The sequence below is a fragment of the Ruegeria sp. CF5 genome, assembly GCF_056537325.1.
In genome coordinates, this window is the sequence record NZ_JBQFRI010000003.1 from 437,168 (window position 1) to 449,379 (window position 12,212).

11 protein-coding genes are annotated in these 12,212 nt (G+C 55.8%); 8 read left to right on the forward strand and 3 right to left on the reverse strand.

Features of this window, described 5'->3' with window-relative positions:
• Window positions 1-12 precede the first annotated feature (12 nt).
• The 5 genes from ACR0NW_RS11355 (at window position 13) to ACR0NW_RS11375 (ending at window position 6,638) form a co-directional block, all read left to right on the forward strand.
• Entirely contained in the window at window positions 13-939 is a 927-nt protein-coding gene (locus ACR0NW_RS11355) for a LysR family transcriptional regulator (RefSeq protein ID WP_170656899.1), read from the forward strand.
• Between the two features lie 330 nt (window positions 940-1,269).
• On the forward strand, window positions 1,270-2,019 hold the full coding sequence (locus tag ACR0NW_RS11360; protein WP_170656901.1) for a Tll0287-like domain-containing protein: 750 nt from the start codon (window positions 1,270-1,272) through the stop codon (window positions 2,017-2,019).
• A gap of 56 nt (window positions 2,020-2,075) precedes the next feature.
• Window positions 2,076-4,742, forward strand: a complete 2,667-nt coding sequence (locus ACR0NW_RS11365; RefSeq protein WP_480791856.1) for a response regulator — start codon at window positions 2,076-2,078, stop codon at window positions 4,740-4,742.
• On the forward strand, window positions 4,735-5,109 hold the full coding sequence (locus tag ACR0NW_RS11370; RefSeq protein ID WP_480791857.1) for a response regulator: 375 nt from the start codon (window positions 4,735-4,737) through the stop codon (window positions 5,107-5,109). Before ACR0NW_RS11365 ends, ACR0NW_RS11370 begins: the two co-directional genes overlap by 8 nt.
• Window positions 5,109-6,638: an adenylate/guanylate cyclase domain-containing protein gene (locus ACR0NW_RS11375; protein WP_480791858.1), complete on the forward strand. Its 1,530-nt coding sequence runs from the start codon at window positions 5,109-5,111 to the stop codon at window positions 6,636-6,638. Before ACR0NW_RS11370 ends, ACR0NW_RS11375 begins: the two co-directional genes overlap by 1 nt.
• 66 nt (window positions 6,639-6,704) lie before the next feature.
• Here the strand turns inward: ACR0NW_RS11375 and ACR0NW_RS11380 are convergent, their stop codons facing one another.
• Window positions 6,705-7,106, reverse strand: a complete 402-nt coding sequence (locus tag ACR0NW_RS11380; RefSeq protein WP_480791859.1) for a hypothetical protein — start codon at window positions 7,104-7,106, stop codon at window positions 6,705-6,707.
• A 269-nt stretch (window positions 7,107-7,375) separates the two neighbouring features.
• Here ACR0NW_RS11380 and ACR0NW_RS11385 point away from each other — a divergent pair, with 269 nt between their 5' ends.
• The 3 genes from ACR0NW_RS11385 (at window position 7,376) to ACR0NW_RS11395 (ending at window position 10,228) form a co-directional block, all read left to right on the forward strand.
• Entirely contained in the window at window positions 7,376-8,245 is an 870-nt protein-coding gene (locus ACR0NW_RS11385) for an ABC transporter permease (RefSeq protein WP_480791860.1), read from the forward strand.
• Between the two features lie 69 nt (window positions 8,246-8,314).
• Window positions 8,315-9,361 (forward strand): ABC transporter substrate-binding protein, encoded by a 1,047-nt coding sequence (locus tag ACR0NW_RS11390; RefSeq protein ID WP_170656914.1) that lies wholly within the window; start codon window positions 8,315-8,317, stop codon window positions 9,359-9,361.
• Window positions 9,362-9,424: 63 nt separating this feature from the next.
• Complete coding sequence (locus ACR0NW_RS11395; protein ID WP_480791861.1) at window positions 9,425-10,228, forward strand: ABC transporter ATP-binding protein; 804 nt, start codon at window positions 9,425-9,427, stop codon at window positions 10,226-10,228.
• Between the two features lie 14 nt (window positions 10,229-10,242).
• Here the strand turns inward: ACR0NW_RS11395 and ACR0NW_RS11400 are convergent, their stop codons facing one another.
• Together ACR0NW_RS11400 and ACR0NW_RS11405 are read right to left on the reverse strand one after the other, a co-directional pair.
• Complete coding sequence (locus tag ACR0NW_RS11400; RefSeq protein WP_480791862.1) at window positions 10,243-10,773, reverse strand: Lrp/AsnC family transcriptional regulator; 531 nt, start codon at window positions 10,771-10,773, stop codon at window positions 10,243-10,245.
• A gap of 237 nt (window positions 10,774-11,010) precedes the next feature.
• Window positions 11,011-12,027 (reverse strand): alpha/beta fold hydrolase, encoded by a 1,017-nt coding sequence (locus ACR0NW_RS11405; RefSeq protein WP_480791863.1) that lies wholly within the window; start codon window positions 12,025-12,027, stop codon window positions 11,011-11,013.
• Window positions 12,028-12,212 lie beyond the last annotated feature (185 nt).

Genomic DNA, 12,212 nt, shown 5'->3' on the forward strand with positions numbered 1-12,212 from the left:
AAATGAAAGCCCTTGAAACTGCTGCGAAACACACTTTTGGAGACTTTTGTATCAGTGGTGGATTGCGGAGGATTCACCGATGCACAATATGCACTTGGCATTACGCAGTCCGCCATCAGCATCCGAATCCGCGACCTGGAAGCGGCTCTTGGTTACCGGGTTTGCGAGCGCGGGCGTGGCGGATTCCGACTGACTGAGCGCGGGGAAATTGCGTATCAGAAAGCCCGCGACATACTGCGCAGCGCCCGGGATTTTGACGCGGAACTGCTGGAGTTGAGGGATACCGTCACCGGTGACTTGCGCATTGGCATCGTGGATGCGGTGAACAGCCTGCCCGAGCTGCGGCTCGCGGATGCGCTACAGCGCTTTCTTGCGCGACCGAACGAAGTCCGGTTGGAAATTATCGTGGCCTCACCGACAGATCTGACACAACAGCTGATCACGGGTGAACTCAACGTCGCCGTCGCTCCGTTTCGCAACCAGATTGCCGATCTGACATATGAACTGCTGTGCACCGAAGAGCACCGACTGTATTGCGGTAGGAACCACCCCCTGTTTGACGTACCAGCATCGGAAGTCAGATCAGAAGATCTGTTGCAGTACCCGCGTTGTCAGCTGTCATATGACATGCTTGGCTCACACGATTTCGGCGCGCCGGGGTCCGAAGTGACGGTCGCCAATATGGAGGCAATGGCACTGTTGATCGAAACCGGGCACTATCTGGGTTTACTTCCGGTTCACTTCGCCAGGGCATGGATGGAAAATGACCGGTTCCGCGAACTCAGGGCCGATCGCGAAAACTGGAGTTCAACCTTCTATCTTGCGACCCGATCTGCACAGGTTCACCGGCGCGCTGTCGAGCTATTTGTTCAGGACTTGCGCGATGCCGGGCGTTCTCCGGGTCACGATGATCCGGACCGGTCTCATCTGAACCTCTAGGCGGATAAGGATGAATCTGGCAACTGGCGCCACTTTGTTTCGGGTGTGATCGTCCACTGCAGCAAGGATGTGGCGCGTCTTAAGCCCAGGTCTATTGGCCGGACGTTCATTCGTAGCACAGGGCCTTGATACTGTCTCCGCGCAAGGGACCAATGATGGCCGCAGTCTTCGTCAGGCGACAAATCCGGCAGGACGTGCTATTGCTATGACAATTATGCAGCGCGAACGGACACCCATCGTATTATGTGCCAGCCGGATTCCGGGGCGCGATTTATTCATTTCTTAGGGTGCCCTGACACGCGTTATCTGATCTGACAACGGGAGGGGAGGATGCGTAGATCGACCGTAACAGCCGCAATTTCAGGCTTGTTCTTTCTGAGTGCCGGACATCCGGTACACGCGAACGATCCAACCACATCAATAGATATCGGCAATCATCTTGCTGCGGTTCTGCGCGCCGGGCGAAGCGTCGTATCCAACAATCAGGACCTGATCAACGATCCCGGGAAGCAAGACAAGGGCCTTTCCGGGGAGAAATTCCGTGCCCTCGTCATCGAGAATTTTATCGAGGCGAACGGCGCGCCACCTTTGAATGACGATCTAAGCCCTGTGCAGCGCCAGCTTACCGAAGCACAGCTTGCCGCAATGGTCGAAGTGGTCAACGACTCTCAGGATGTGATCAACGCGCCCGACATTGCTTTCAAAGGTTTCATTCCGGCGGCTTTTGCGCGGCAGGTGAATGAGAACTTTGGCGATAAAATGGACACGGTGGCGCGTGTGAAAGTCACCGCCCCGGAAAATCTGGTGCGTAACCGCGTGGCCCGCCCTGACGACTGGGAAAACAATGTCATTGAGGGGAAATTCAAAAGCACTGACTGGCCGACAGGCAAAGCGTACTCGGAAGAGGTAGAGGTTGACGGCAATCCGGCCTTCCGAATGCTTATCCCCGAATACTATTCCGAGTCCTGTCTGGCATGCCACGGGTCACCAGCGGGTGAGACCGACGTTACCGGTTTCCCCAAAGAAGGCGGTTCAGTGGGTGATCTGGCCGGGGCCATCTCGATCATCCTGTTCAAATGAATTCGGGTGAGCAATCCAAAAACCGATGGTCCTGGGTTTCTGAAAACCAGATCCCGGTGCGCATCGGCGCGCTGTCTGCCGGGCTTTTGGTTACGTTAGTTGTCAGTACTCTGGTTATGGCGCTGGATCTGACTCGCAGTCAGAACCGTATGAAAATCATCAATCAGGATGTGCAAAGGCTTGAGGTTGCCGCAGAGGCGGACCGATATTTCGGCGAAATCCGGTATTGGCTGACGGACCTATCCGTAAGCCTTCTGACCCTTTCGGAAAAAAGAGCTGAAGCTGCGCGCGACGAATTCGAACTCCGGCTTCAGCAGATTTCAGAGTTTGCTCCTGATGTTGCGGCTGCAATTCAGGAGGGTGCGGTAGCGTATTACGACAACGCGCTGAAGGCTGCTGATGCCTATACCGATGGGAACAGGATTATCGGCAACACGTTGCTGGCGCAGGCCCGGCTGGGTAGCGATGCGGTTGATCAGGCCCTGTCGCAGTTGGTGCAGAATCTGTCAGCCGAAGCAAGCGAAACGCAACGGCTGGCGGCCGAAGAAGAGCGGCGTGCGTTGCGACGTGCCATCCTTGCATGCTCTGTAATCGTGGTCGCGGGCACGGGCCTGACATGGATCGTTCTGAGGTCGATATTGAAACCGATGCAGGCCAACAGTGCCGCGATTGACGCGTTGATAAGTGGTCAGCACGATGTCGACCTTCCACCGGAAGGGCCTCATGAAATGGGGCGGATGAGTCAGGCCCTGCGGGTTTTACGAGACAGTCAGCACAGGCTGAAATCGCTGGAAAAGGAAGCGCGCGAGCAGCGCAACACAATCCTGACCGCCATCGAAACGATCCCCGACGGGTTTGTGCTTTTCGACGCGAATGATCAGCTTGTCATGGTCAACGAGCGATACCGGGCAATGTATGCCCCCTTGCAGGATATGCTGGTACCGGGAACCAGCTTTTCCGAGCTGCTCAAAGCGCGTGTTGCGCACGGTCTGGACGATCTGGGTGAACTCTCAGAAGAGGAGTGGGTCGCTGAACAGTTCCGGTTGCATGGCGCGGGCCAGCAGGGTTCCCGTGAGGTTGCGATTGGCCCCTCGTGGGTACGCGTGTCCCAGCGCAAGACGCCCGATGGCGGAACGGTGACAGTGTTCAGCGATATTTCTGATCTGAAGACCAAACAGCAACAGCTTGAGGATGCCAGACTGGAAGCGGTCGCCGCCAGCGGTGCCAAAAGCCAGTTTCTTGCTTCGATGAGCCACGAGCTGCGCACGCCACTGAACGCGATTATTGGCTACAGCGAGATGCTGGCCGAAGATGCCGACGACATGGGTTTTGGCGAAGCGCGCGAGGATCTGGAAAAGATCATGTCATCCGGGCGCCACCTTCTGGCTTTGATCAATGATGTGCTCGACCTGTCCAAAATCGAAGCTGGCAAGATGGAACTGTACGTGGAGACGTTTTCGCTCAGGTCATTGCTTGAAGAAGTCGTGGCCACCGTGAAACCTCTGGTCGACAAGAATGGCAACAAGCTGGGCGTGAAACTCGAACTGGACGACGGCGAGATTGAGACGGACAAAACCAAATTGCGCCAGAACCTTTTCAATCTGCTGTCCAACGCAAGCAAATTCACCAAGCAGGGGCGCATTGATTTGAATGTCGACCAGTTCATTAAGGACGGTTTGACCTGGTATCGGTTTTCCGTTGCCGACACAGGCATCGGCATGACGCCGGAACAGACAGAAAGGCTGTTTGACGCCTTTGTTCAGGCGGAACAATCGACCACCCGGGACTTTGGGGGAACTGGGCTGGGATTGGCGATTGCACAGCAATTTACAAAAATGATGGGTGGGGAAATCACCGTCCAAAGCCAAGCCGGTGTCGGATCAACGTTTTCATTCGAAATTCCGGCCCAAGCTGTTGAAACCCCTGTCGACACAGAGGAGACATCCCAGCCTGTCTGTTCTGATCAGGGTGTTGTGCTGATCATTGACGACGAAGAGCCCGCAAGGGCGGCGCTGGCGGAGATCGTCCAGCGCGAGGGATACGCCACCTTGTTGGCCAACAGCGCAACCATGGGGTTGGAGCTGATACGAGCGCATAAACCGGATGCGATCATACTGGATGTAATCATGCCCGGCCGCGACGGTTGGTCTTTACTCAAGGAAATCAAAAGCGACCCGGATTTGTGCGAAATCCCGGTCATTCTGGTGACCATCGTTCCGGACCGCGACATGGGGCTTGCATTTGGGGCGGTTGAGCATCTGACGAAACCGATCAGCGCAGAACAACTGGTATCGACGCTCAACAGAATTGCCCGCAACAATCCACGCGATGTTCTGATTGTCGATGACGATGCATCAACCAGAACATTGTTTCGACGCATACTGGTGCGTGAGGGTTGGCGCGTGCACGAGGCATCGGACGGCCACCGTGCCCTGACGCAGCTGCAGACAAGACGCCCTACCCTGATGTTGCTGGACATCATGATGCCTGAGCAGGACGGATTCGACGTTCTCAGGGCATTAAGGGGGCAAAGCGATCTGGCCGATTTGCCGGTCATCGTGATCACGTCCAAGGATCTGTCACGTCAGGAGCTGGATTGGCTCAAGGCGCATGCAAGCGATGTCATTCGCAAGGGAGCCGGCGGGCGCGCCGAGTTGATCGCGGCCCTGCAGCGACACCTGAAAGACCTGAACCAGACTGAAAAGGTGGCCGATCATGGTTAAGATCCTGATTGTTGAGGATAACGACATGAATCTTGACATGCTGTCCAGACGGCTTGCCCGCAAAGGGTTTGAAATCGAAACGGCCCAAGACGGTCTTGAAGGTGTCACTGTTGCCTCTGAATCCCGGCCCGATCTGATCCTGATGGACATCAGCTTGCCGGGGATTGATGGCCATGAAGCGACGAAGCGCCTAAAAGCCAATGACACCACCGCATCGATCCCGGTTGTTGCGCTGACCGCCCATGCGCTGACCAGTGATCGCGATATGGCGTTGGCCGCCGGCTGTGACGCGTTCTACACGAAACCTATCGAGCTTCCCGGCCTGCTTGAAATCATCAACTCACTGCTGAGCCAGAAGGACCCGTAATGAGTAAGAGCAGGATAGGAGAGCTGACTTTCGCGATGCGCCTCGCCCGGAATCTGGCGGAACCAGCCGAGGCTATCCTGGGTTATCAGACACTGCTGCACGAGGCCGTTGCAAGTAAAGGGCCACATGCGGCGCTGCCGGATCTTGAAAAAATCTCTGACGCGGTGAACGGCCTGAACGAAAGACTAGAAGAACTGGCGGCGGCGGGTGACACTCTGGAAGGTGATCCGGACGCGCAGAAAAAGCTGCGCCATGATCTTCGGAACCTGACCAACGCCATCATCGGCTACGGGGAAATGGTGCTGGAGGACTTTGAGGAGACAATCAGTCCCCCAGCCCGAAATGATCTTTCAGCACTCCTGCAAGAAGCGCGAAATCTTGCAGCCAAGATTGACGACACAGCCGATGGAGATAGTCACGACCGAGAACGGGAACTGGCGCTTGCGGCCGGGCTGGAGCGTATTCTGGCCGAAGGTGAAAACAGTCAGGCCACACATACCGGACGCATCCTTGTGGTTGACGACACTCCGGCCAATCGGGACATCCTGACCCGCCTTCTGGAGCAGCGTGGCCACAGCGTGCTTGCCGTGGGTTCAGCTGCCGAAGCCTTTGAGGCGCTGAACCACGAAAGCTTCGATCTGGCGCTGCTGGATATACTCATGCCGGACGTGAACGGCATTGTCGTTCTGGAGACCTTAAAAGGTAAGCCGGAACTTAGTGAAATGCCCGTTGTCATGGTGTCGGGATTGCGGGAAACCGATGCCATTGCGCGATGTATCATCGCTGGGGCAGAGGATTACTTGCCCAAACCGATTGACCCGATTCTGCTGCACGCCCGTGTGGACGCCTGCCTTGAAAAGTTGGTGTGGCGCCGCAAAGAGCAGGAATTCGTGGACCGGATCGAACATGAAAAAGAACGCGCCGATGCGCTGTTGCGGGTCATGCTTCCCGATCCAGTGATCGAGCGACTGAAAGCCGGAGAGACGCGGATCGCCGATCGTTTCGACAGCGCCACGATCCTATTCGCGGACATAGTGGATTTCACCCCGTTGGTGGCCCGCAGTGATCCGATCCAACTGCTGAACGAATTGGCCGAGGTCTTTCTGGCCTTCGACGAACTGACAGTGAAACACGGAATCGAAAAGATCAAAACCATCGGGGACGCATACATGACCGCCGCTGGCATACCTTTGCACCGTCCCGATCACGCGCAGGCGACTCTGGCTTTCGCTAGGGATATGATCAAGGTGATGCCTCAGGCCAAAAACACCTGTGCGGGATTGACCATTCGAATTGGTATTCACACCGGCCCCGTGATCGCGGGCCTGATGGGCCAGACCCGGTCCGTTTATGACGTCTGGGGAGAAACCGTAAATCTTGCAAGCCGACTAGAAGCGACCGGAGAGCCCGGCCGCATTCAAATTTCAGAAGCCACGAAAAATGCAGTCGGTCAGGCCGGGGGGCTGTTTGAAACCCGGGACCTGATTGTAAAAGGATATGGGCCAGTCACCTCATACCTGACAATCTGAGGCATTGTTCGCTCAATTTGACCTGTACGGTGCCCGAGTGCCCAACACAGGTGATTTTGGTAATCCTCAGTCCTCGTTGTGCTTGAAGCCCTGAATTGGGGTTGGGACAGGGTCAGAGGTAAAATATGCGATGCGTTCCGATATCACCCCCGCGTCACTGAACCGGATTACGGCCGCCCCCTGAAAGTCTGTTCCGCAGACCCGCCACCAACACCATGCTGTTGCGGGATTCGTATTACCGATCACGATGTCTGTGTATTCCAGAAACGGCGTCGGCACTTTGCCTCCGGACAGTTCTGCCCCAAGTCGTTTGAAGTCCTCCACAAACTCGACAAATCCGTCGCGGTCGATTCGCCCGTTTGCCGGGTCGTCATAATAAAAATCATGAACGGTTGCCGTCAGGCTGGTAGCGCCCTTTCCGGTACGCCAGCCCTCCAGATAGGTTTCAAGCCATTGTCCAGCCTTCACAATTTTCCCCTATTTGTCTGTTCGGACTTCACGGTTTGGGGTTTGTCGATCAGCGACAAAAGCCCTGCGGGCCAAAGCGGGAAAGCAAGCTGCGCAAAGTTTACCGTTTCAGCATTAATAGAAGATACAAGTGCCACTTAGCGCTAAGTCAATACCTCTAAGTTGCGAATACTGAAATTTTTCGTTTCCAAATTTGTGGATTCATCATATTGTTATTTCGACAGCAGGACACGTTCGCGGTTCTGGTGCATTAGGCGGGGGATGATTTTGTGGGCGAAGCAGTCACCAATCCATCAGAACAAAGGCGGATGTCGTCCGGAGGGAAAACTCCGACACGCCCGGTACGCCGCCGGAGAGTTTTCGAATTCAAAAGAGATATCCCATTCTCTTGGTCGATCGGCCTGGGATTGCTTGTCTGGCTGCTGTTTTTCGGGTTGTGGGAATTGGCGGTAAGGCAGGAATGGACAAACCCCATTCTGCTACCCGGTCCCGGCAAAGTGCTGTCGGCGCTTTATACCTTGTTTGCCGATAACGGATTTCTCAACGACGTACTGATCAGCGTCTGGCGCGTGGTCCTTAGTTTTGCGCTGGCATGTACTGTCGCGGTTCCGCTGGGAATTCTTATGGGTACCTTCCGTGTGGTCGACGCCTTTTTCAGCCCTTTTGTTTCCGCATGGCGATACCTGCCCGCACCGTCATTCATCCCGTTGCTGCTGATGTGGTTCGGCGCGGGTGACATGCAAAAGCTGTCATTGCTGTTCATTGGCGTCGTCTGGTTTCTGATCACGCTCATTATGGATCACGTCAAGGCAGTCCCGAGCGACCTGATCCGAACAGCCATGACTCTTGGCGGATCGCGAATTCAAGTGTTGCGCACGGTCGTCGTGCCCGCCTCGCTTCCGAACATCATGATTGCAATGCGACAGATGCTGGCCGTCAGCTGGACCTATCTGGTCATCGCCGAAATCACCGCGGCCGACGCAGGTATCGGCGCAATGATGATGCGGGCCAAACGGTTTCTGCATGTGGATCAGATCATGGCCGGAATTCTGGTGATAGGCATTCTTGGCCTGCTGTTCGACTTCCTGCTCAGACAACTTTACCGGGTCGCATTCCCTTATCTCGAGGAGAAGACCTGAACCATTCACACCGAACCCAAAGCGCGGAAGACGCTGGGTGCTGTCAGCCAACAGGAGAAGGAGAAGACAATGAAGTTTGCAAAACTACGCTGCGCAGCAGCGGGCGCAGTCTTGGCACTGACACCGACACTCTCATTAGCGGCGGAAGACGTTAAGATATCGGGCTTCACCTGGCCGGGATACGGGTTTTGGTACATAGCTATCGAAAAGGGCCTCGCGCCGGATCTGAACATCGACTACCAGGCAATCGAGGACCCGTATGAAAGCTTCAATCTGGTCGCTGCGGATCAGATGGATGTCGTCAGTTCGACCGTTGAATTCACCCCCGTCGGCATTGAAAGCGGGCTGCCGATCAAACTGGTGGCCTTTGGCAACCTGTCCTATGGCACTGACAAAATCGTGGCAGCTCCGGGCATCAGCAGCGCCGAGGATCTGGTCGGCAAGGAAGTCGCCGTCCTGGAAGGCGGCCTGTCGCAAATCTTCGTGGCAATGTGGCTGGAGCAGAACGGGGTGGCCTTTGACTCGGTGACATATCGCAACATCATCGCGGATGACGCCTTTGCCGCGATGATCGGCGGCTCGATCGCCGCGTCCGAATTCTGGGAGCCATACGGAGCCAATACGCTCAAGGCATTGGAGGGGTCCAGCGTCCTGGCCCAGTCGCGCGAGCCATACTGGCTGCAGCAGGGCGTTATCGCCGACGGCCTGTACATGAGCGACAAGTTCGTGACTGAGCGCCGGGACACCGCAAAAATGACCCTCCAGGCGCTGTATGACGCCATCGCGTGGTGGCAGGAAAACCCGACCGAGGGCAATCAGATCATCGCCGATGGAATGAAGATGAGCGTCGCGGATGTCGAACTGGTTCTTGGCAAGGATGGCAGCCGCACGGATGGGGGCCTTTACGTCTATGACTTCATGGAGGCCGCGCAATTCTGTGGGGCTGCACCGGGGAACCCCCCGTTTGATCAGTCCAACGGTCAAATGGCCGATCATTGGAAACTGGTCAGCGAATGGTGGGTCAAATTCAGCCTGATTGAAAAGGTCAATCCGCCCGAAACCGGTATCGAATGCGACCTGCACCGCGAATTGTATGACGCCGGCTATCGAGGCTGAGCGTGCAACACACGGGCGGTTTATTAACCGCCCGATAGTCATCTGGAACCACTGAGATTTGCCATGCCGTTAGACGACACAATCCTGACCGCTCAGAATGTCTGCAAAACCTTTGGCAGCAAAAACCGAACTGTCGAAGCATTGCGCGACGTGACTTTCTCGGTCAATCGGAACGAATTGTGTGTCCTGCTGGGACCATCCGGATGTGGCAAATCCACTCTGCTCAATATCGTGGCCGGGCTGGAAGATCCCACCAGCGGCATGGTCCAGCTTGAAGGGCACGAGGTTCTGGGGCCGGCGCGCGAACGCGGCATGGTCTTTCAGAGCTATACCTCATTCCCCTGGCTAACCGTCATCCAGAATGTTGAATACGGCATGAAGCTGAACGGCGTTCCCAAAGCCGAGCGCTACGCACGCGCCGAGAAATTTCTGGATTTGGTGCATCTGACCCGGTTTCGGGACGCTTATCCCAAAACCCTTTCAGGCGGCATGAAACAGCGCGTTGCCATTGCTCGGACCTTGGCAAACGAGCCCGAAATCCTGCTGATGGATGAACCATTTGGCGCGCTGGATGCCGAAACACGCTGGCACATGCAGGAAATGCTGCTGGAGATCGTGGACACAACACATACCACCATCCTGCTTGTCACCCATGACATTCAGGAGGCCATTTTTCTGGCCGACAAGATCGTGTTTTTGTCCGCCAATCCGGGACGGCTGAAAACCACGCTGAATCTGGAGTTCAAAAAAGGCATCAAACTGCACAGCAAGGAAGAACTGATTGCCCTGCCCGGCTACCTTGAATGCGAGCGGGAAATAACGGCTCTTATGCGATCAGAAGCCCGGCAAGACCCCGACGAGATTTGATCCGTTCGCCGCCGCTAAACTTTGGGCTGGTTTTCCCAATTGCGCTTGAGCAGGAACTGGTTCTTGAAGTTCTTGAGGCCCAGCATCACCTCAGCATCGACAATATCCTCGACACCGTGAATGTGTTCCTCAAGAAAAATCGCAAGGTCATCCGGTTCATCGCAGACCAGCTCAACCATCAGATCGAACCGTCCCGTGACCCACAGGATATAAACCACACTCGATACCGCACCCAGTCGTTCGGCAACCGCTTGCGGGGTTGTGCCAGGGGCGACCTTCAAGCAGACCATCGCATCGGCTTTGTATTCCGACGCGGCCGGGTCGGCGATTGCAACAATTCGCAACAGCCCCGCATCCTTCATGGCGTTGACGCGGTTGCGTACAGTACCTTCAGAGACGCCCAGTTTCTGCGCGATTTCTGAAAACGGCATCCGTCCGTCCAATTCGAGCATCTGAACGATTTCGCTGTTCAGACGTTCTTCGACCGAATGCGTGCCTCGGTTGCGGGAAGGTTTTTCCGACCCTGGCTTTCGCGATAAGTTCACAAACGCTTCCTTCTATTACGTCAGGCATGCGGCGCCGCATCCAAATCCTGATCATAGGGGCGAAACTATCGAAACATCAAATCGATTTCCTTAACCGTGACAACCTCTTTCAGGCTGGCCATGGCCAACTTGTCCAACGCCCTATTACCTGCGCAGGTCAGCGGCCATGAAGTTCGCTCTGTTCAGGCGTTCGGCTGAACAGGCAGACGGTTACTATCACCTATGCCCTTGCTTACCTCATTCCTGCAAAAGCTCGCGAATACCTGCGTCCAGCGCAGCCGTGAATCCAGGATCGTTGCCGGGATTGGCAGCACAGTGGCCCCAAGGCGAGTCATAGGGGCGATACTCGGCATTCGGCATGTGCCGCGCCTCGATCGCGTTGTCTTCGGGGGGAAAGTATAGATCCTGCGCACAGGGCATCAGGATTGCATGGGCTGTGATCGCGCCAAGCGCCGCATTGAAATCACCATTGTAAAGCGGCCCCGCCGAGATATCGCCTGCTTGCCAAGTCGCAAGTTTGGCCAACAGATTATTTGCATCCCAGCCCTCGACATGGTCAACCTCCCAATCCAGCAGCAGGTCTTCGATGGTCTCGAACCCCAGCTGTTTGTACAAACCTTCCCGATAGAAGGTTTGCGAGAACGCCCAACCTGCATAGACCCTTCCAAATGCCTTGAGCCCCGCAACCGGAGGGCTGTCGTAATCGCCCCCGTTCCAGCTTTGATCAGCACACAGCGCGGCCTTGACGCCTTCGAGGAATACGAAGTTGTGCGGCGAGGTTTTTGCCGATGCGCAAAACGGCAAAATTGCTTTTACCATATCGGGGTACTGCGCGGCCCATTGGTAAGACTGGCACCCCGCCATCGACCAGCCCGCCACCAGAGCGATCTGTTCGATGCCCAGATGGTCGTGGATCAGCCGGTGCTGTGCCGCGATATTGTCCCACATCTGCACCAGAGGAAAACGCGGGCCGTCCTGCGGCGCGGGTGTGTTCGAAGGTGAGGATGAGCGGCCATTGCCAAACAGGTTCGGGCTGACGATGAAATGCCGCGCCGGATCGATTGCCCGACCCGGCCCAAAGAATCCTTCATTGCGCGAATTGGTACCCGTATAGAAGGTCGGCAGCACGATGACATTGTCCCGCGCGGGCGACAGCGTACCATAGGTCTGATAGGCGAGTTTGGCGTCCTTCAGCACTTCACCGGACAAAAGCGGGAAATCTCCCAGTTCGAGAATCTGAAATTCCGTTGTCATCGCTAAACTCACTGCTGGATTCAATGCGCCCCGATGATTGGTTATCACCGGGGCGTTAAATTTCATAAGATTAGTACAGTCTCAGATATTCCTGGACTTCCCAGTCTGTGACGGACTGGTGGTATCGTTCCCACTCGTCATTTTTGTATTCGAGGTAGGATTTGCGCATGACCGGGCCCATCACG

Coding starts and splice junctions, on each gene's coding strand:
- ACR0NW_RS11405 (WP_480791863.1), bottom strand. CDS start 12,027: ATGACAACGGAATTTCAGATTCTCGAACTGGGAGATTTCCCGCTTTTG.
- ACR0NW_RS11395 (WP_480791861.1), top strand. CDS start 9,425: ATGCCGTTAGACGACACAATCCTGACCGCTCAGAATGTCTGCAAAACC.
- ACR0NW_RS11360 (WP_170656901.1), top strand. CDS start 1,270: ATGCGTAGATCGACCGTAACAGCCGCAATTTCAGGCTTGTTCTTTCTG.
- ACR0NW_RS11375 (WP_480791858.1), top strand. CDS start 5,109: ATGAGTAAGAGCAGGATAGGAGAGCTGACTTTCGCGATGCGCCTCGCC.
- ACR0NW_RS11390 (WP_170656914.1), top strand. CDS start 8,315: ATGAAGTTTGCAAAACTACGCTGCGCAGCAGCGGGCGCAGTCTTGGCA.
- ACR0NW_RS11370 (WP_480791857.1), top strand. CDS start 4,735: ATGGTTAAGATCCTGATTGTTGAGGATAACGACATGAATCTTGACATG.